At 37.1% G+C, this 21,993-nt stretch carries 15 protein-coding genes and 1 pseudogene; 7 read left to right on the forward strand and 9 right to left on the reverse strand.

The window, feature by feature from the left end; all coding sequences use genetic code 11:
• The 6 genes from bcp to MM239_RS10670 form a co-directional block, all read right to left on the reverse strand.
• Positions 1-450 carry a thioredoxin-dependent thiol peroxidase gene (gene bcp / locus MM239_RS10645; RefSeq protein WP_241348221.1) on the reverse strand — a complete coding sequence of 150 codons (450 nt, stop codon included), beginning with the start codon at positions 448-450 and terminating at the stop codon, positions 1-3.
• Positions 451-474: 24 nt separating this feature from the next.
• A complete protein-coding gene (locus MM239_RS10650) occupies positions 475-2,334 on the reverse strand; it encodes a M23 family metallopeptidase (RefSeq protein ID WP_241348222.1) in 1,860 nt (619 codons plus the stop codon).
• The gene (locus MM239_RS10655; RefSeq protein ID WP_241348223.1) at positions 2,321-2,932 is read right to left on the reverse strand and encodes a fumarylacetoacetate hydrolase family protein; all 612 of its coding nucleotides are present in this window, start codon (positions 2,930-2,932) and stop codon (positions 2,321-2,323) included. The genes MM239_RS10650 and MM239_RS10655 overlap by 14 nt, the downstream gene beginning before the upstream one ends.
• 24 nt (positions 2,933-2,956) lie before the next feature.
• A complete protein-coding gene (locus tag MM239_RS10660) occupies positions 2,957-4,537 on the reverse strand; it encodes an NAD(P)/FAD-dependent oxidoreductase (protein WP_241348224.1) in 1,581 nt (526 codons plus the stop codon).
• Between the two features lie 117 nt (positions 4,538-4,654).
• Entirely contained in the window at positions 4,655-5,671 is a 1,017-nt protein-coding gene (galE, locus tag MM239_RS10665; RefSeq protein ID WP_241348225.1) for a UDP-glucose 4-epimerase GalE, read from the reverse strand.
• 78 nt (positions 5,672-5,749) lie between these two features.
• Complete coding sequence (locus MM239_RS10670; RefSeq protein ID WP_241348226.1) at positions 5,750-8,839, reverse strand: PKD domain-containing protein; 3,090 nt, start codon at positions 8,837-8,839, stop codon at positions 5,750-5,752.
• 394 nt (positions 8,840-9,233) lie between these two features.
• Here MM239_RS10670 and MM239_RS10675 point away from each other — a divergent pair, with 394 nt between their 5' ends.
• From MM239_RS10675 to MM239_RS10685, 3 genes and pseudogenes are all read left to right on the forward strand, one after another.
• Positions 9,234-9,584 (forward strand): MerR family transcriptional regulator, encoded by a 351-nt coding sequence (locus MM239_RS10675; RefSeq protein ID WP_241348237.1) that lies wholly within the window; start codon positions 9,234-9,236, stop codon positions 9,582-9,584.
• Positions 9,568-9,813, forward strand: a complete 246-nt coding sequence (locus MM239_RS10680; RefSeq protein WP_241348227.1) for a hypothetical protein — start codon at positions 9,568-9,570, stop codon at positions 9,811-9,813. Before MM239_RS10675 ends, MM239_RS10680 begins: the two co-directional genes overlap by 17 nt.
• 2 nt (positions 9,814-9,815) lie before the next feature.
• A pseudogene (locus MM239_RS10685) lies at positions 9,816-10,510 on the forward strand (DNA-processing protein DprA).
• Positions 10,511-10,548: 38 nt separating this feature from the next.
• Here MM239_RS10685 and ffh read toward each other — a convergent pair.
• A complete protein-coding gene (gene ffh / locus MM239_RS10690) occupies positions 10,549-11,886 on the reverse strand; it encodes a signal recognition particle protein (RefSeq protein WP_241348228.1) in 1,338 nt (445 codons plus the stop codon).
• A gap of 188 nt (positions 11,887-12,074) precedes the next feature.
• On the opposite strand from ffh, the gene MM239_RS10695 reads away from it, so the two are divergent.
• From MM239_RS10695 to MM239_RS10710, 4 genes are read left to right on the forward strand one after another with little or no spacing between them, the layout of a single operon-like run.
• Entirely contained in the window at positions 12,075-14,498 is a 2,424-nt protein-coding gene (locus tag MM239_RS10695) for a YfhO family protein (protein WP_241348229.1), read from the forward strand.
• On the forward strand, positions 14,495-15,202 hold the full coding sequence (locus MM239_RS10700) for a class I SAM-dependent methyltransferase (RefSeq protein WP_241348230.1): 708 nt from the start codon (positions 14,495-14,497) through the stop codon (positions 15,200-15,202). The genes MM239_RS10695 and MM239_RS10700 overlap by 4 nt, the downstream gene beginning before the upstream one ends.
• 17 nt (positions 15,203-15,219) lie before the next feature.
• Positions 15,220-16,248 (forward strand): glycosyltransferase family 4 protein, encoded by a 1,029-nt coding sequence (locus tag MM239_RS10705; protein WP_241348231.1) that lies wholly within the window; start codon positions 15,220-15,222, stop codon positions 16,246-16,248.
• Positions 16,249-16,292: 44 nt separating this feature from the next.
• The gene (locus tag MM239_RS10710) at positions 16,293-17,771 is read left to right on the forward strand and encodes an oligosaccharide flippase family protein (RefSeq protein WP_241348232.1); all 1,479 of its coding nucleotides are present in this window, start codon (positions 16,293-16,295) and stop codon (positions 17,769-17,771) included.
• A gap of 303 nt (positions 17,772-18,074) precedes the next feature.
• Here the strand turns inward: MM239_RS10710 and MM239_RS10715 are convergent, their stop codons facing one another.
• A complete protein-coding gene (locus MM239_RS10715; protein WP_241348233.1) occupies positions 18,075-20,708 on the reverse strand; it encodes an outer membrane beta-barrel family protein in 2,634 nt (877 codons plus the stop codon).
• 84 nt (positions 20,709-20,792) lie between these two features.
• Positions 20,793-21,620, reverse strand: coding sequence for a GLPGLI family protein (locus MM239_RS10720; protein ID WP_241348234.1), 828 nt, complete (start codon positions 21,618-21,620; stop codon positions 20,793-20,795).
• Between the last annotated feature and the right edge of the window lie 373 nt (positions 21,621-21,993).

The following is a 21,993-nucleotide window of genomic DNA, read 5'->3' on the forward strand; positions in this document are numbered from 1 at the left end:
TTATTTGAGAATTTGTTTCGTGTGTTCTTTGGTTTTGACTTTGTCAATGATCTCTTCGATTTTGCCATCCTCATCGATTACAAATGTAGTGCGGGCAGTACCCATGTATTTTCTTCCATACATCGATTTTTCTACCCAAGTGCCATATGCTTCATGCACTGACTTATCTTCATCTGCGATCAAAGTAAAAGGCAGAGATTGCTTTTCTATAAATTTCTGGTGAGATTTTGCTGAATCAGAGCTGATTCCTAACACAACATAACCAGCCTTTTGCAAAGCTTCATAATTATCTCGTAGATCGCAAGCTTGTGCTGTACAGCCTGGAGTATTATCTTTTGGATAAAAATACAAAATCACCTTTTTCCCTTTAAAATCGGAGAGTTTGATTGGATTACCATCTTGGTCTATTGACTCAAAATCTGGTGCTACATTTCCTTCTTCTAGTGACATTTTCAAATTGTTTTAAGGTTAAGTTTATTGAATATTTCCGGTCCAAGTGGCTTCATTTCCAGCCATGTCTCGCACTTTCAATAAAACCTCTCCTTTGAAAGGTTGTTTATCTAATTTTTCAGACCAAATAACAGCCTGCTTGTGCTCGTATTTCATCAGCACCCACTCGCCATTTACAAAAGCTTCAAAATCTTTGATCCCAGATTTATCATCACTGATTCTAAAACGAATCTCTTGCCCTGTAATCTTGACTGGATTGATGCGTGGAGGCACCTGATCATAATCAAGCACAAAAGTACCAAAATTTCTGGTTTTAAACTTGATATCCTCGCCTTCCCAAGTACCTCCGACAAAAGATTTCCTTCCACTACCCGCAACGGAATAGATGTGAAGCTGATCCTTTTTGGTTTGACTCGTCGCTTTATGAAGAACGACTTCAATGGGTTGTTGAAGGTAATCCCCTGATGAATTGATCATTACAGAGACTCCATTATTTTCTTTCTTGGTTTGAAGCCGAAGATACAGATCATCAAGGAGCGAATTTTCACTAAACCCTAAGCTAACATTTTCATTTCTGAAATTTAACGCTTTTCCGTAAGGAATTTTTTGAATTACACTTGGTTTGATCACCTCGGTACATAAATCTATGCTATCGGGAATGGCATAATCCATGTCCCATACATACGTTCTTCTACCTTTATCTATGTATGCTGGGACTATTTCCAAATATTTTCCTCCAACATAGACTTTAGCCAGCGTCCCTACTTGAGAAAGCTTTGTATCTACTACTAGGACTTCTCTATCGTACCTGATTTTTGTTGGTGAATTATTTGAAACTTGAGGAGTAAAATCTTGCATCGATCCTTCTCCCATAACATTCAATTCCAATGTCCTGCTGTTCCCAAAAATATCGCTCATTTTCACTTGCAACTTTTTGGATTGTCCATCCATCGCTGAAACCAAACCCTCACTGATTGAGTCTTTTTCATAAAGCTGCATTGGATTATTTGGATATGGATATAGGCGGGTAAACTTATTTTGATAAGTATGTGACAACAAAAAACGACCAATATTAAAGTCAATATGGTTCACATTAATGTTGTAAATGAGCCTATCATCTTCCCACAGCTCATAAATAGGCACCCCAAATATATTGTGAACATCATCTTTCTTGTCCACTGCATAGACCTCCACTCCTACTTTTCCCGAAATTTTAACAGGCTGAGCTAAAACATATTTCCCTCCTTCTAAGATTGGAGAGAATTCTTGCCTTTCAAATAAGCCATTTACTCGAGATTCATATGTCAAAGGCTTAAGGGCAACTTTATACAGTATGGGAGGAGTATTATCTTTTACTTCTTTTGTAAAACCAAATGTCAATGGATCAATGGCTCGATCTAAGCTATCTCTGATTTCAAAATGCAAATGAGGACCCCCCGAACTTCCGGTATTTCCTCCATTGCCAATCACTTCTCCCCTTTTGACAATCAGGTCTTCAGGATCAGGAAATGCTTCGTGATCATTTTCTCTCACGCTGTACATCTTTTCATGCATCCATTGAGAAATTTTTGGACTGAATTTTTGTAAATGAGCATAAACAGAAGACGAGCCATCATAATGTTTGATGTACAACACATTTCCATAACCAAAAGATGATACTTTCAGCCTGTAGACATATCCATCAGCAATAGCCAAGATAGGCTCCCCATCTACCCCACCAATTTTCACATCAATACCACTGTGAAAATGATTTGGTCTAATTTCAGCAAAATTGCCCGATAAGTAATTTCGCTGGCCGGGCTTCACTGGGAATAGATAGTCTTGTGCTTGCAATTGAAGCCCAAAAAAACAGAGAAATATAAAAAGTATCCTATTTGATTTCAAAATCTAACAACTTTTGATCCTCAATATATGCTTCTAATCTATCGCCAATAGCTACCTTGCTTACGCCTGCAGGAGTTCCTGTGAATATAAGGTCTCCTTTTTTCAAGGTAAAAAATTGAGACACGTAAGCTATGATTACACCAAAGTCAAACAGCATCATTTTGGTATTGCCTTTCTGTCTCAACTCCCCATTGATGTTGAGGTGAAAGTTAATATCATCTAATGCTTTAAATTCACTTACTGGTAGAAATTCACCAACAGGAGCCGAGCCATTAAACCCTTTAGCAATTTCCCAGGGTAAACCTTTTGCCTTACACTTATCTTGCAAATCTCTGGCAGTAAAGTCTATACCAATTCCAATCTCATCGTAATACCTGTGAGCAAATTCTGGCTTGATAAACTTGCCCTCTTTGTTAATTTTCAAAACCAGTTCCACCTCATGATGAATATTTTCAGAAAAATCAGGGTGGTAAAAAGGCATGTTATTTTTCAAGACTGCGGTATCAGGTTTTAAAAAAACAACTGGCTCTGCAGGTCTTTCATTTTTCAATTCTTCTATATGCTCGGTATAATTTCTACCTATTGCTATTATTTTCATGCGTTGTTTTCTTTAATTTTAAATTTATTTATTGACATAGGCAGCAATCAGATGCTCTGCACAGCGCTCCCCATCCATGGCTGCGGAGACTATTCCTCCTGCATACCCTGCTCCTTCTGCACATGGATAAAGCCTTTTGACTACTGGATGCTCAAAGGTTTCTTTGTTTCTTGGAATTCTGACAGGAGATGAAGTCCTACTTTCGACACCTATCAACTGAGATTCATTGGTATAATATCCCTTCATTTTCTTTCCAAAAGCTTGAAAAGCGTCCGCTAGTCGATTTGAGATGAAAGGAGGCAAGACATCATGCATATTCGTAGATTTCAATCCTGGCTGGTAGGAGGTGTCTAACAATGAGGCACTAACCTTTCGGTTTACAAAGTCTACCATACGTTGCGCTGGAGCTACTTGAGACTGACCGCCCATTAACCAAGCTTGCTTCTCTATGTCTGCTTGAAATTCCATGGCTGCAAGTGGGCCAAATTTCTGATAAGCTGGTAAATCTTCTAACTCAACTGCTACTACAATGCCTGAGTTTGCAAACTGACTATCTCGCCTACTTGGACTCATTCCATTTACTACCAATTCACCTGGAGAAGTAGCTGCGGGTACTATAAATCCACCTGGACACATGCAAAATGAAAATACGCCACGCTGCTGCTTTTCGAAGTATGTTTGATGAACCAAAGCATAGCTGGATGCAGGTAAATATGGTCCCCTATCTATTTCACAGTTGTATTGAATTTGGTCAATCAAGTTTTGACTATGCTCTATCCTTACACCAAGAGCAAATGGCTTTGCTTCAATAAGGATTTTTTTATGATGCAATAAGTGGAATATATCTCTGGCAGAATGTCCTGTAGCTAGGATTACGCCCAAGCCATAAATTTTCTCACCATCTTGCGTTACCACCCCCTTCATCTCATTATCTTCAAGGATAAAGTCTACCACTTTAGTATCAAACAATACTTCACCTCCTGCTTGAATGATAGATTCTCTGAGTTCAGTAACTATTTTGGGTAGCTTGTTGGTACCAATATGTGGGTGTGCATCTACCAAAATCTGTTCTGTAGCTCCATGAGCCACAAAAATCTCCATGATTCTCCTAATATCCCCCCTCTTCTTAGACCTGGTATAAAGCTTTCCATCTGAATATGTTCCAGCTCCTCCTTCACCAAAACAATAATTTGACTCTGGATTGACAATGTGATCTTTATTGATCGCGGCAAGGTCTCTTCTTCTGGAACGTACATCTTTTCCTCGCTCTATTAGGATCGGTTTCACTCCCAGCTCTATTGCTCTCAAGGCCGCAAAAAGACCCGCTGGACCTGCACCAACAATGATAATGGGCGCTGCTTGGTTAACATTTTGATAAGCCTTGGAAGCTTGAAGAAATGGGGTAAGTGGCTCATCAATAAATGCCTCTACCGAGACATTCACCTTGACTTGTCTACCACGTGCATCTATAGACCTTTTCACTTGTCTTGCTTCAAACTGATGCTCTTGAAGATTCAGCCCCAGTCTTTTCGCTACTACTTCTTGAAATACAACATCATCGTAAGCTTCTTTCGGACTGAGTTGTAAATTAATTTCTTTCTTCATGTAAGGTATTTATCCTTAAATAAATTAAATATTTGAATATCAATACAATATTATTAAATCATCTAGTCAACTTGTATTCTCGTATTAGAAAATCAATTGATAGATTTAACCTCTTTGTCATAAATTACTAAGGCGCTTTTGCCAATTCCATGAATCTCTGAGGGATTCTTCTAAGCTGTATTTTGCATTCCAACCTAGCACTTTATTGACTTTATCTGTATTTGCCCATACCTTTTCTATATCACCTGGTCTTCTAGGTCCTAATTCATATTTCAGTTTTCTTTCTGATACCTTTTCAAAAGCCTGTATTACCTCGAGTACAGTATTACCATTTCCAGTACCTACATTGAAAGTGTCTATAAAATTAGCTTCTTGACTATCCAGGTACTCCAAAGACTTAACGTGAGCATCTGCTAAATCCAAAACATGAATATAGTCCCTCACACAAGTACCATCTTTGGTATTATAATCATCCCCAAACACGGTGATTTTTTCTCTCAAGCCAGCTGCTGTCTGAGTAACAAAAGGAATCAAATTAGCTGGTACACCCAATGGTAACTCACCAATCTCAGAACTCGGATGAGCACCTATAGGATTGAAATATCTCAAGGATACAATCTTAGCTCCTGACTTACTTTTTACATGATCGTGGAGTATGTCTTCGCAGATTTTTTTGGTATTGCCATATGGACTCTCAGCATCTTTCCTAGGGGTACTTTCTAGCACAGGCAATTCATCAGGTTGGCCATATACGGTACAAGAAGAAGAAAAAACGATGTTTTTGACATCAAATTTTTTCATGGTTTCTAGCATCACAAGCAAGGAACCTATATTGTTTGCATAATACTTTAAAGGAATCTGAGTGCTTTCTCCTACTGCTTTACTAGCGGCAAAATGAATAACACCAGAGATCTCATTTTCGCTAAAAATTCTTTCTACTAAAGCCTTATCATTACAATCACCTATGTAAGTTTTTACTTCTTGATTCAGGATATTCTTCAGACCATCCAATGCACTTTTTTCAGAATTTGAAAAATCGTCAATGATGATCGGAGTATAACCTGATTCTACTAATGCCACGGCTGTGTGAGAACCGATATAGCCTGCTCCACCGGTGATTAAGATTTGCTTCATTTGAATGTGTTGGTTTAAAAGGTATCTGAATACAATATTAAAAATATATACAGATAAGTTCACAAGGATTTTGAAAAACTATCTAACCAAAAGGAAGCTACCAGCTGTTTGTCCTGTTTTTGGATCACCATTCAATACATAATTGTATGTCAAAACAAATGTATAAGTACCATTTGGTGCATCCTTTTGGCTAATTTGACCATCCCAGCCAGTGCTTCCACTGTAAACAAGCTCTCCCCATCTACTATATATCAAGAGATCAAATGAAAGCTCACAATTGGAAATACCTTCAAGTAATCCATCCCTAGGGTCAAATCCAGTAGGAACCCTTACTATAGGATCGGCTTCGATCATTTCTCCATTGCCATATCCAATGCACCCTTGACCATCATATACAGTGACATCATATTCACCCCTAGGAATGTCCTGAATCTGCTCACCATTAGAATCATCCCAGCTCCATGAATAGCGGAAGGGTTCAACTCCTCCCATTGGAATAGCTAACAATACCCCATTAGACGCTCCTGGACATGCATATTTCTCAATTCTAACATCTATCATCAATGGATCAGGAGACCCTACCATAAATTCTATTGGCATAACACAACCTTGTGCATCTACAACCTCTAATTCGTACAATCTTCCCTCCAATTCTTCTAAAAGAATCATATGATCACTTCGCATCTGATGTGGATGATTGATAGTGTAAGGTAATGTACCTCCTGATATTTCTATCACAGCTTCTCCATCACTTCTTCCATAGCAGCTGGTCTCTGTGATTGAAATATCTAATATGTCCAAAACTTCAGGTTCTGTAATTTCAATGCCTTGAATAAACCTTTCACATCCACTCTGATCAGTTACTCTCACTTCATAAATACCTGCTGACAAACCAGTAGCATGGCTTGAGCTCATGCTACTATTATGAATCCATTCAAATTGATATGGAGCTTGCCCTCCCTCTACTTCTAAGGTAATTTCACCTGTACTTTCTCCGAAGCATGTAACATGTGAAATATCATCTATAGTGACTAAAAACAATTGTCCGATGCTGACCTCAAGGGTTTCTGAAATCCCCTCACAATCATCATTGACCAAACTATACTCACGATACCACAATAAACCTTGTGAATTTTCTTCTATCCAATTGATTTGGATTTCTGTTCCTTGATTTGAATCAACAAACTCCCCATTGGTAACAAACCATTCATACCCTCTACCATTTATAGGATTTGATACGGAATATGTATGTGCTGTAATTCCATCATAGCAAATATCATCTGGTCCAAGTACCGTTCCTGAATCAATTTGATTATTGATCCTTACTGCAAACTCTATTAAGTTACCTGGACATCCTTCAAGATTGTATGCACGAGCGGAAAGTTTTGCAGCTGCGTTAGCCGCTCCCCAAAGCACAGTGGCTTTATTGTCAGTTTCATCTACGATTTCACCTCCTTCAACTTCCCATTCAATTTTTGAAATCTCTTTATCAATAAAAAATTCATATTCAATCTCTTCTATATCTGGACACACACTTGAAGGACCAGAAATCTCTCCATCAAAACCCTCTACCCTCACTTCGAACCTAATTTCCTCTTGTCCATCACAGCTTTCAGGACTTAAAGATGCAATTACTAAGACTTCATACACTCCTTCTGCTGTGAAGGTATGGCTCACTTCTTGCCCTTCTATTTGGGCTGATCCATCTCCAAAATCCCAAACAAAGTATTCAAACATCTCATTTTCTGGAACAATTTTCCACAACCCTTCATAATCCAAACATGCCACTTGCTCTCCCTCTACTTCAAAGCCATAGTCAGCACTTACTTCAAAGTTCAAATTATCCAAACTTGCACCTACAGCATAGCCATATGATTCCATTTCACCGAAACCATATACATAGCCGATAAACCCATCTTCATTTGCCAACCTGTGCACACCTTGATTTATACCGACTTGCGCATATGAAAAGTTTGGATTGTTAGGAAATGGTGAGAATTGTCCACCTATGGCTTGACCATCAAGAAAAGTCTTCCCAACTGATCCATTGGCCACAATGATATTCACATAATGCGCAGTGATCGCAGGTAGATTGATTGCATTGAAGGTCACCTGCTTAAGCAGCTGCTGATTTGGACTGTAAGTGAGCATAAATGGATCTCCCATACCTGATTGATTTCCAGGGAGGTTACAATCCATGCTCTTCGCAAAACTCGTAACAGAAATAGGCTTATTACCAGAAATAGAGGCTGTTTCTGTATGTGTAAAGTTCCTAGAAAAAAACTCACCAGCCCCAATGGTTCCTACCACGGTTCCGTTGATCGCAATTTCTGTGTTCGCTTCAGAAGCAATAATTTTCAATAACTCACCAGATGTCCTTCCAGTAAAAGGTACATGCAAAAATTCAGATCCCCAAGTATTCACAGGATACGATTGTTGGTAAAGGTGATCACCAGCAAGTCCGCAATTTCCAATGCAAGTATATTTGTTTCCTTCAAATACTGCAATATTTTTACAATCATTCGCATTGGCCCCTACGACCCTTACCCTGGATCCAGTCAAATCAGCATTAGCTTTCAATTGATAAGATTGACCAGCATTTAAGGTGATTTCAAACGGTACCCCTTGTATTTGGCCAGAATTTGTGTTTGCAGTAGTAACTATTTCTATTCTTGTATTGTCCTCTATTGCCACCACCAGCATGGTTGACTCATAATTATCTATTACTGATCCAACAAGATTTGGGTAGTTTGGATTTGTAATTGGTGTGGTGCTTACTTCAAAGTATGAGGTAATGATATAGTCTTTCCCCAATGCATTGGCTGGCAAAACTACCGTACCATCAGCACTTCTGATTCGCTCATTGAATGCGTAAACAGAGATTTTTCCAGAAGATTGTATAAATACTCCTTTACTTTCAACAACCCCTGATGTTCGATGTAAAATATCTAAATTGGTAATTCTATGAGTAAACTGTTGACCTGCCTGCAAATTGAAATTCACAGTATTTCCACCATAAACTATAATTCCCTCAGTATCCTCTGCAGCGGTGATTACTATTATTCCTAAATCTTGTGCACCTCCTGCGCCATGATTCTCCATGAATCCTACCCAAAATTCTTTCCCTACAGTACTAATCTGAGCATGGCAATAATTAGAAAGCGCCAAAAAATAAAATATTGAAATAAGAATTATGTTTCTATAGGATGTCATTAATTTTGAGCGCTTAATTATTTCATTTTCAAAATATAAGGCATTATTAAACATTAATCTAATCTTCTAATGCAAAAAAATTGAATTTGCGGAAATCACTAATATTTTTCTTTGAATAGAAAAATGCTAAATTTGATCAAGTGAATATTTGAATTTAGCCATTTGTCTGAATTTACCTTATTTGTAGAAACTGGCTAAATTACATTTTAATATGGTCTGAGTATTTGTATCGATTATCATTAAATTATTAGGTACTCAATTTTAGGTCAATAATTTGATAAAAGACACGTTAATTAACTCAAGCCACAATGTTCCAGCATTTGTATCAAAAAATTTAGATCCGCAAAAAGTGCCTTACAAAGAACGAGATATAGAGAAAAAGTATTTTTCCATAGGGGAAGTTGCCGCAATGTTTAAAGTTGCACCATCCTTGATAAGGTATTGGGAGGGTGAATTTGAGATGATCAATCCCAAAAAAGATAGAAAAGGCAACAGGAGATTTACCAAAGAAGATATAGAAAAAATCAGGTACATCTACCAGCTTGTCAAAGTAAAAGGATTCACCTTGCAAGGAGCTCAAGAAGTGATCAAAAAGGATCAAACTAAAGTTTTTGATAAAGTACAGATGATTGACAAACTTCATCAAATCAAGAAATTTTTAGTAAATATTAGGGACACCATGCATGTCAAACCCGATTGAAAATTTAAAGTATGACCTGGCATTAAGCCTAGTACCGAAAATCGGATCGGCTGTTTTTATGAGCATTCTTGCGCATGCAGGGAGTACCAAAGGGTTTCTAGACCTCACGAAGTGTAAAGCTTCAAAAATCAGCCGCATCAGTTCTTCCATAATGGAGATCAGAAGGCAGTTTGAGAATAACTTACCCAAGCTGATCAAATCATCAATCAATGTATCAAGAAGGATATAGAAATAACTTCCTTCTCAAGTGGAGATTATCCACTTAGGCTTAAAAACGTTGACGACTTTACTCTTATCATTTATAAGAAAGGCAAATGCGACCTTAACCCTATCCGAACTATTGGCATTGTAGGTACGAGGAGTAGTATGGATTACGGAAAATCAGCTACAAGAAAGATTATTGAAGACATGGCTCCATATAAACCCACCATCATCTGTGGTCTAGCTTATGGAATTGATATCCAAGCACTCATAACCATACTTCAATATGATCTGCAAACGATAGCATTTATGGGCTCATCTGTAGACAAAATATATCCATCTGCACATGCAAGTGTTGCAAAAGACATGTGTTTTACTGGAGGGCTGGCAAGTGAATACCTACCGGGATCTACCATGCACCAAATAACTTCCCTCAAAGAAATCGATTAATTGCCATACTGTCTGATGCTATTGTGGTGGTAGAGGTTGCCATCAAAGGAGGAGCCTTGATTACAGCTGAAATAGCTTATGGGTACAACAAAAAAGTATTTGCTATACCAGGCAACCTCCAATCTCCACATAGTGAAGGGTGTAATAAATTAATCAGCAAAATGAAGGCCAGTAGCTATACGGGAGTTACTGATATAACGGAAGCACTTTTATGGTCAAAAGAAGATCTACAGACTAGTAAATTCAATAAAGAAAAGGCTGCTACTTTTTCGTAACAGCCTTTTTCTCTTGTAAAATAAAATTGCTAAATAGCTTACCTTCTACCCATCTTAGGCATGATGTTACCCAATGCCTTTTGTGCTCCTCCCATTTTATTCATTTGTTTCATTAGCTTTCGCATATCTCCAAATTGTTTCAAAAGGTTGTTGACTTCAGTGATAGATCTACCACTTCCATTTGCCAATCTTTTTCTACGGCTTCCATCAATTACATCGGGATTTTCACGCTCAAAAGGAGTCATACTTCTGATGATCGCTTCTATTGGTTTGAATGAATCATCATCAATATCTAATCCCTTCATGGCTTTGCCCATACCAGGAATCATCCCCATAAGATCTTTGATATTTCCCATCTTTTTAATCTGCTCAAGTTGAGAGAGAAAATCATCAAAATTGAACTGATTTTTGCGGATTTTAGCGTTGATTCTTTTGGCTTCATCTTCATCAAATGTCTGCTGTGCACGCTCCACCAATGAGATCACATCACCCATTCCGAGAATCCTCTGTGCCATCCTGTCTGGGTGAAACACATCCAAATTCTCCATTTTTTCTCCTGTGGAGATAAACTTGATTGGCTTGTTGACAACGTGACGTATGGAGATCGCAGCACCACCTCTTGTATCACCATCTAACTTCGTCAATACAACTCCATCAAAATTCAATCTCTCATCAAAAGTTTTTGCAGTATTGACAGCATCTTGACCAGTCATGGAATCTACTACAAACAAAGTCTCTGAAGGATTCAAAGCTTTTTTCAAAGCTTCAATTTCATTCATCATCTGCTCATCCACTGCTAGTCGACCAGCTGTATCGACGATTACGGTCTTTTTACCAGTCTTCTTGGCATAAGCTATCGCATTGTCTGCAATCTGAAGTGCATTTTTATTTTCTGGCTCCGCATATACCTCTACACCGATCTGCTCACCCAATACTTTCAATTGGTCAATCGCAGCAGGACGGTAGATATCACAAGCTACAAGCAATACTTGACGGCCTTGTTTTTTCAGATAGCTGGCAAATTTCCCCGAAAAAGTGGTCTTACCAGAACCTTGCAAACCAGAAATCAAAACTACAGCTGGATCACCTTTGATGTTCACATCTACTTTCGTACCTCCCATCAATTTGGTCAACTCATCCTGAGTGATTTTGACCAACAATTGACCAGGTGATACTGATATCAATACATCTTTACCCAGCGCCTCTTCCTTGATCGTATCTGTGACTTCCTTGGCTACTTTATAGTTAACGTCAGCATCGATCAAAGCTCTTCTAATTTCCTTGACCGTAGTAGCTACGTTGATCTCCGTAATTTTTCCAGTACCCTTGAGGGTCTTAAAAGCTTTATCTAATTTTAAACTAAGATTATCAAACATGCTGTCTATTCTATTTTGTGCAAAAATAGGAATTTATTTGTGAAAAGGGTAGACAGTTCCAAGCTTTTGAATGTCAGAATAAAAAGAGCAGTCCAACTGATTGCTTTTCAGTATATCTACATTTTTAGCCCAAACAATGCTTTTATTTGTTTATTTTGCAAAGATTATCAGAAATGTAACAGAAAGAAATGTCAAACAACCTGAAAAAAAATATTCTGCCTCACCTGATCAGCATAGCTGTATTTTATCTCATCACCCTTTTTTATTTTTCTCCAGCAGTATTTGAAGGGAAAATTATCTTTCAGAACGACATCCTCCAATGGGAAGGTGGTGCCAAAGAAATCCTAGATCATCGTGCACAAACAGGAGAAGAAGCATTGTGGTCAAATAGCATGTTTGGTGGAATGCCAGCTTATCTTCTAAGCTTCGAAATCAGTGGAGACATAACGAATTTCATCACAAAAGTCTTAACCCTTGGACTCCCACATCCAATCAATGCGATTTTTTTCGGCATGGTCAGTATGTATATCCTGCTTTTGAGTTTCAAAGTTCGTCCTGAGTTTTCGATCATTGGTGCCATTGCATTTGCTTTCAATTCTTTCCATATCATCAGCATAGATGCGGGACACAATGCGAAAATCTGGGCTATTTGCTTAATTCCACTTATTCTTGCAGGGATACACTTGGCATTTCACAACAAAAAACTCCTAGGTCTTGGAATTTTCACGCTTGGACTTTTGCTTCAGTTGAAATTCAATCATATTCAAATTACCTATTATACTGTGATCATTGTAGTAGTTTATTTGATCGCAGTGCTTTATCAATACATAAAAGCCAAAGCTTTACCAGATTTTGCAAAAGTTGCAGCCATTCTGGTCTTAGGAACTGTTATCGCAGTGGGTGGCAACATCAGTAGATTTTTAAGTGTTTATGAATACGGTCAGTATTCGACAAGAGGACCTTCTAATTTGAATAATTCCACTGACGGAGCCAAGGGTTTGGACAAAGAGTATGCCTTCAATTGGTCGCAAGGAAAGGGAGAAACTTTGACGCTTCTGATTCCATATTTCTATGGTGGTGGAAGCAGAGAAGCACTGGATAAGGATTCAAATACTGAAAAGGCACTAAGAGCAAATGGTGTTGACAATGCACAAATAAGAGGTTTTGTAGAAGGCGCACCTACCTATTGGGGAGATCAGCCTGGTACAGGTGGGCCTATCTATGGAGGAGCTATTATGATTTTCCTTTTTGTTCTTGGGCTGATTTATGCACCAAAACATTATAAGTATGCATTCTTGAGTATAACTTTGATCTCTTTAATTCTTGCTTGGGGAAAAAACTTGGAATGGTTGAATTATGCAATATTTGATTACCTTCCTGGTTACAATAAATTCAGGGCTGTATCTATGGCATTATGTATAGCCTTATTTTCCATCCCTTTGCTCGGCACGTTAGGATTAGAACAGCTTTTTACCAATCCATCAAATAACAAAACTATCAAAAATCTCCTCATTGCACTTGGTTGTACTGCGGGAGTAGCTTTACTCTTTACCTTGGTTGCTGGTATTTTTGGATTTCGTGCACCTGCGGACACAAATCTTCCGGATTGGCTTATCGGAGCCATTCAAGATGATCGTAAAGCTATGCTTAGGGGAAGTGCTTTCAAAAGTTTTATTTTCATCACCTTATCAGGCGCATTGATTTGGGCAGCATTGAAAGAGAAACTTGCTATACCTATAGTCGGACTAGGAATATCTTTATTGTTGACTTTGGACCTTTGGCTGATTAATAAGCGGTATTTGAATGCCGAAGCATTCGAATACAACCCTTCGGCTCAATTCTTTTCACCAAACCCAGCTGATAAGGTAATCCTCAAAGACCAAGGTTATTTCAGGGTTTTAAACTTAGCAAATCCGTTCAATGATGCCAGAACATCCTATTTCTTCAATAGTATTGGTGGATACCATGGTGCAAAAATGCGCAGGTATCAGGAACTGATTGAAAACGTAATCAATCCAGAAATGAGCCAATTTATTCAGAAAGCTCAAGAAGGCAACTTTGATTTTGAAAGTATTCCAGCACTCAACATGCTCAATACAAAATACATCATGGCTGGTCAATCTGAAAATGCTGTTTTTGAAAACCCAATGGCAAATGGTTATGCATGGATGCCACTCTCCATTAGAGATGTCTCCTCCAACAATGAGGAAATAAGCCTGATCAAAGGGCTCAATACACTTGCTGAAGCAACAATCAATTCAGCAGAATTTGGAAGTATAGCGGCTGGCTCTGGAGAAGTAAAACTGACACACCAAAGTCCAAACATTCTGCGCTATGAAGTAGATGCCGATAAAGGCGGATTGGTGGTATTTTCTGAAATTTACTACACTGCTGGCTGGAAAGCGTATGTAAATGATCAGGAAACTGATATCGTTCGCACCAATTATCTATTGAGAGGAATTGAAGTCCCTACTGGAAACAGTAAGGTAGAAATGCGTTTTGAACCGGATAGTTACTACAAGACCAAGCCTATCAATGTTGCTGCTCAATATATTTGGCTTTTGATTTTCATAGGAGGCATTGCATTGGAATTCAAAAAGAAAAAATCATGAGCACCAGTAAAGAAAAAGTAGAAGGCTTCTATGATCAATTTGCCGAGAAGCAAGAAAAAACCGGTGTCAATTCAAGACATCTGAGCATCATTCATAAACTAATAAAAGCTGGACTTCAACCACATCACGAAGTGCTCGAAGTTGGTTGCGGAATAGGTACAGTTAGTCAATTGATTGCCTCCAGGCTTAAGTCTGGACATGTGCTTTCGGTAGATATCAGCAAAATCAGTATAGAAAAAGCAAAAAAACTGTGGTCGACTCAAAAGAACCTCAATTTTGAAGTATCAGACATGTCTGACTTTGAAAAGAATGGCAAGTCTTTCGACTTCTTTGTTTTTCCTGATGTTTTGGAACATATCCCTGTAGATCAGCATGAAAATCTCTTTGCCAATATTGCGAAACATGCACATGAAAACTCAGTCATTTTCGTTCATATCCCCTCACCTAGGTTCCTAGAATGGATGATTAAAAATGAGCCTGAAAAACTTCAAGTTATAGATCAGCCACTAGATACTTCCAAGCTGATCGGTGTACTCCAACAATTCGGATTCTACTTGGAAGAAATGAAAACATACAGTGTTTTTTACGAAGAAAAAGATTACCAATATTTCATATTCAGAAAAAACAAAGCGATAGAAAAAACAACATTGAGGAAAAAAATGGATGTTTTACTCGAAAGATTAGCCATCAAGTTAAGTGTTTGACAGAAAGATAAACCCTAATGCTTTTATACATCTATCCAGTTGAAACTGCTTTCACCCAAAGAGATGTAGCAATGCTACATGATTCTTATAAGGTGAAATGTTTGAAATTCACTCAATCACCTGTTTTGTTGCCATTTTTTTTCCTTTTACAATTCTTTCAATTGCTGCTATTCTTACCATTTACCAACAAGTACTTGTGCTTTTTTGGGGGCTACCACAGCATATTACCTGTCTGGTTTGGCCAAAAGTTTGGAATCAAAACATATATCCAATCAGGTGGTACAGATGCTACCAATATGCCTGCAATACAATATGGAAACTTTAGAAAAAAATGGCTAAGAAAAGCCACGGTCTATAGTTTTCAAAACTGCACTAAGATACTATCAGTAGCTGATTCTTTGGTTGGATATGATTATAAATACGATGAAAACATTCCCACCAAGCAAGGGCTTAAGAACCTTATTCCATCTCTTCAAACGCCAATTGAAGTGATTTATAATGGGTTTGATCATGAATTCTGGAAGGACTTAGGCCAAGAAAGAACTCCAAATTCATTTATTACCATCGCCAAAGGAATATCTCATCCTACAAGGGCACTGATCAAAGGAATTGACATGATCGAATTCCTAGCTGCTAGTTTTCCGGACTGCAAATTCACCATCGTAGGTGATCAAAACTACCCAATCAAATCAAAAAATATCCACCTTATAGGAGAGCTAAATGCCGATTCTCTTAAGTTGGAACTTAACAAACACCGATTTTACCTTCAACTTTCCATGTCTGAAGGATTTCCAAATGCCTTGGCAGAGGCCATGCTTTGTGGTTGTATACCCATAGGATCGGCAGTGGGTGATATACCAACAATCATTGGGGAAACAGGTCTCATACTACCCAAAAAAGATGTAAACTTGTTAAAATTTAAACTTAAGAATTTCTTGTCCATTGCTAATCAAAACCAGCTAAGATCATGTGCGAGAAACCGAATTGTTGACAATTTCACTTTTGAAAAAAGAAAACAAGCCTTACTAAAAGTATTGGCTGAATAATAAACAGCATCGACAATTTACATTTTGTCAATACTAGCATACTGATGAAACAAATCGCCAAGCAAAGTATCCTTACCACACTTTCATCATACCTTGGGGTACTGATTGGCTATTTCAACGTACTCTGGCTACTTCCCTATGCGCTACAACCTGAGCAAATTGGAATTTTTCGCACCATACAAGACATGGGGCTACTATTCGTCCCTTTTGCGCAACTCGGTGTAGGCAATGGAATTACAAGGTTCTATCCAAAAGTTAAAGAAAATCAATTCTCTTTTTTCACTTTGAGTTTAGTGATCACCATTATTGGCTTTGTGGTAGTCATGGCGATGTTCTTTCTGTTCAAAGATTTGATCATAGATACTTTTGCAAAAAACTCTCCTGAGGTCATTGATTTTCTGGCCGTAGTGATTTTGATCACCTTATTTGCAGTATTGAATAGTATCTTGGATGCTTTCTGTAGATCTTTTCTTAAGGTGGCCGTTCCTGCATTTTTCAGAGAAGTCGTACTTAGGTTATTAAGTGCTGTTTTAATACTTATCTATTTGATAAAATGGATTGATTTCAACCAAATGATGTGGGGCTTGGCTGGGATTTATTTTTTGGCATTGTTAGGTATGATTGTTTATATGATTCAGGAAAAAATTTTTCAGCTACGATTTAGATTCAAAACATTCCCAAGTGGCTTATTGTCAGATTTCATGAAGTTCAGCTTGATTACCCTGCTCGCAACTACAGGCAGCATGTTGATCATGAAAATAGACAGCCTCATGGTTACTGCAATGATTGGGTTGGATGCCAATGCGATCTACACCATAGCTTTTTCAATTGCCGTAGTAATAGAAATGCCCCGGAGAGCCATTTCGCAAGTTGTGATGCCTATTGTATCAGAGCATTTTGAAAAAGGTGAAATTTCTCAAATAGACAAACTCTACAAAGAAGTCGCAGTTCATCAGCTACTGCTTTGTTCATTTATTTTTCTGGCTATATGGATGAATATAGACAGCCTCTATCATTATGTCCCCAATAATACAGTATATGAAATGGGAAAATGGGTAGTCCTTTGGATTGGGTTGGGAAAACTCACAGATGTCCTTTTTTCGATCAATAGCGAGATTATTGTCTTTTCGAAGCATTATGTATTCAACATCACCGCTACACTGATCATGAGTATTGCCGTTATTGTTTTGAACCTGCTACTGATACCTATTTTTGGAATCAATGGTGCCGCTATGGCTTCTTTTATGGCAATGATTATTTTTAATCTAGTCAAGTTTCTTTATATACAACAGAGACTTCAGCTAAACCCTTTTTCAATTGATATTTTAAAAATTCTTGGATTAAGTGGGCTGTTATGGCTTATGCATTATTTCAGTGCTGGATTGATGCCAAATGGCTTTTGGAGCATTGTTGTAAATATCCTTTTGCTTATAGCAATGTATGTAGGTGGGATTTTCTTGCTTGATATTGCAAAACCTAATAGAGATCGCTTGATAAAAAAAATAAAAGAAGTCAGGTCTTAGAGTGTTACAAACCTCTTTATAGACAAGATTTGAGCTGCCTTAGAATCGCAAACTTCCACTGTTATCCTGCCTCCGAAGAGACGAGGTTCCGTCCTGATAGCTATCGGGAGGAATGAGGCCTGTTTTTGAAAGAGGCTTCACTCGGTATTTTTGTTAATTGTGAAGTTTGAACATGTCGGCGACCCGACTTCCTTGTGCAAATATACGCAAATATGTAAGGGGAGTTTAATTTCCCCTCACTTGAATTTGAATTTTATGGGATTTTCATATTCAGCTTTCTAAAAATCAGCGTATTAAAGCATTTTAAAATGAGAAATTTATTGATAACAATACTTGTCTAGGTCTCAATAAAAAACTTTGTTGACGAATGTAAAATGAATCTGCTGAAAACGTTTCAAAATTGTTATTATTCAAAATATTTTGCCCATGAAGAGAAAGATCCCAGTTACTATTTTTGAACTTGAGAAGATATACAAAGTCAATAAATCCTGTTAAATCTCTTTTATTAGTCATCCTATTATCATAATGTTCCCATTTAATTGTTAAAATGTGGTTTTCCAATAAAAATAGATCTAAGGAAGATAAACTGGTCCATTGCTGAATTTTACCTGTACTTCTAGAATCTATTTGAGAGGTAACAAAGTTAAGGTTAGTCTTATTTGAAAAATTTGCTTTTTTACCTGGATTAATCTGTAGTTCTACACCAGTTCCTACCATTTCATATTGGACTTTAGAGAGCACCCTATTGATAAACTGTTCAATGGTATTTTTTTGATAACTACTCGTCAAAGTTAAATTGGTTTTAAAGAGAGATAAGTATTTGCTTATTCTTAAATTCAGCAAATGGTTTTCTCCTCTATTGTTTAAATCCAAAGTGCGATAAAACACCTCTCCACTTGCATCAACTTCACTTTCCATGATTGTATTTAACTTGGAGTCAACATAATTGTAATTTAAACTTGAGAAGATTGAATTGATAGGATCACGGAAATTGAGTCCATAATTTAAGCTATGGCTTAAAACCTCAGGCACTGAATTAGACTTTTGCTGAAATGTTCGAAAATTTCGAATGATAAAACCATAATGAATATCATTGATTCCTTTGAAATCATTTTTCCGGCTAAGTCGTAGAGTTGTATTCCATTTTCCAGACAAAAAATACTTCATAAATAATTGAGGCTCTATTACAAATCGTGATACCTCCCTATTTTCCTTGAGTAAGTTATCATTTACAGCAATATTCACATGGCTAATTGGGAATTTGAATTGTATATTATAATTATCTTGTTTATGATTTATCTGAGAATGTAAGTAAGTTTTAAGTTGCTTGTAGTTTAAGTCATTCAAGAAAGGTTCTGCTACGGTTTCTTCCTCATTATTCAAAAAAGTTTGCAGAATACTCCCCATGCCTGAAAACTCATAGAGCAATCCCAAATTCCCAGTATACGACCAACTTTTTGGTAGTCCTTTTGTAATTCCTACCGAATGATGTGCAAACAATGATTGATAATCAATTTCTTGGTTTAATCCATCAAATGGTAATCCTTGATTTAGTATTGATTCAAAACTGCCTGGACTTAAAATAAAGTTTTGCTTAGCATTCCTGAACCCAATATCAGATTTTATATTTAACAACTGTTTACCTATTGGCTTTAGGGTATGAAAACTATTACTTATTGAAAACAAAGGTAATTCAGCATTTTGATGCCAGCTTTTACCATTCCATTGACTTGTTCCAATTTCCCTATTATTAATGAGGTTTAGGTTTAGCCTATTTTTAAAATAAGACTTCCTTTCATTTCTGATCCATGAAAGTTCAGCATCAAGCTCTCGTGTTAAGAGCCTGTTTGCATGACCTTCTAGAATCTGAATTGTATCATTTGGAAGAAAATAAGCTGTGGTTAGTGCTCCTTCTTGTCTGTGGTGATCATGTAAGTATGAAATATTGGTGCGGAAATCTCTCCCCTCTTGATTTCTCTTGAGTACATTCGCTGAGACCAATTGGCTTTGATTGAAAAGAAAACGCTCAGTTTTGATTGCTGGTGTCCATAATGCAGGTGCACCAAACCATGGTTTAAAACTTTCTTGTGCACCGGCATTTTCTTGCAAATCCTCCAATGTCAATACATTCAACTCCTGAGCAATATCTTTACCTGAATTGTTTGATTGAACATTGTACAACATTTGCAAGTCCTTTCTAAAAGTCATGGGACTGAACTTACCCTCGTACATCAAGGGAGAGATTCCAATTCCGGCAGTTCCAGTTCCTACCCAAACATTCTTTTTCTTCAATTTTAAATTCAAAGAAGCTCGATCTGAGAAAACTAGACTATCTAAAACACGAAGTGGCTGATGATTTTCAAGTATCTGAATAGATTCGACAGCATCACTTGGGAGGTTTTTATTGGCAAGGTTGTACTTCCCCTCAAGTAGATCCATTCCATCAATATAAAACTTTTGAATCCCTCTACCTTCATACATGATCTTTCCGTTATCCAATACTTCTATTCCTGGTAGTTTTTTAATAATATCAGCTATTACCCTGTCATTAGGACTGGAAAATCCATCAACGGCAAAGCTCAAAGTGTCATTTTTTAATGTCACTGGGTTTTTGATTGATTTCAAGGTAAACTCTGGGATTTCTTGTACTCCTTCTTCTAATGTCAATGAAATCACTTGGGTCTCATTAACAATCATCAGCTTACGCTCTTGTACAGAGAGGGATCTAAACAAAACCAATAGACTATCTGTGTCCGCATTTACATTTATTTCAAACTGTCCAAACTCATTGGTAATCCCATAAGCTATGGTTGTCATACTTGAAGGGTTCTTGATCAATATATTAATCCCAAATGCACTCTGCTCATTATCTACCAACTTCAAAGTTCCTGAAATGATAGACTGAGCATTTGTTGTAGATACAACGAGGCTTAGCATAGCTAAAACAAATAAAATCTTTATATTACCCCAGTTCATTAAGTATGAAAAATCCCTTTCTATAAAATTCAAACAAAAGAAAATCTAAAAATCAGTATCCACAACAAGTTCCAAAGGATTGTTTTTTCTGTCAAATCTTTTTTGAACATCTCTTGCTTGATTGGCATCAGTTAAAGTAACTCCCCCTGATGCCATCTTTCCTACTACATTGGTATTGAAATCATATTGCATTTCAAAGAATTTGGATCGAGTTGTTTTTATGGGCTTCCTTTTTATATTGTGTGATAATGATTCTATCTTCTTTTCGATTCTGATCATTTCAAAATTATAGTGGCCTTTGGTATCATTTATTTTCAAGATCAGACCTGGAAGGTTACCGAATACATAGGGACCATCACTGATTGAGATTTCTTCAGTAAACCAAGCTTCAAATTCCCTTCCTGCATAATTTGTCACAGCTTTTTGAATCTTATACCCATTAATTTCATCATGTTCATCTATTATTTGCCAATCCTCTTCTCCCAAAGGACTCTCAAAAACGAAATAGTCAGGAAATATTAAGTCGGAGAATTCATATTTCTTGTTTTCCCAATCTTTGGTAATGGCATAGCTCATCTTAGGTTTTGGTACTTGATTCATAAATGGTATTACTTCATTTGGACTCATTCCTTTATCTTTTGCAATTTGGAGAAGTGAGTCACCTTGAACTTGATAAAAATTGCGAAACTTAGACTTTCTGTCTCCAACATAGAGTACCATCAAATCATTGGAAACAAAATCCATATCTGTAGAATCAGACTTGAAACTTACTTCATAATAAACTGCAATACTTGAATAGTCTGATTCTTGACTGAAAGCATTTGTCAAAAACATAAATACTATACTTAAAATAATAATATTTTTTATTTTCATAGTTTTATTATTGGTTTTTAAAAAAACTGGTGTGTTAAATTATCACACCAGTTGTATATTCAATTAATCTCCACAGAAAACTTGTTCAGCTTCCCAGGTTGCATCAATCATTTCTTCGGCAGAATCACCACAAACAATTGTATGTCCACAAGATAAATTAACTGGTACACAGTTAAATTCTTCAAACGAAGCGAAACTTAAATTTACACCCAAGAATGCAAAACACAGCGACATTAAAATTTTCTTTATGAATATACGGAACTTTGCCAGTAGCCAAATTAAATATTGACACTTAGTGTCAATGGTTTGATGAGAAGGATTGAAATGGTTTAATTGTGATCAAATATAAAATACTGATCAAGAATATACTTAA

Source organism: Belliella filtrata (assembly GCF_022549775.1).
GTDB classification, from domain to species: Bacteria; Bacteroidota; Bacteroidia; order Cytophagales; family Cyclobacteriaceae; genus Belliella; species Belliella filtrata.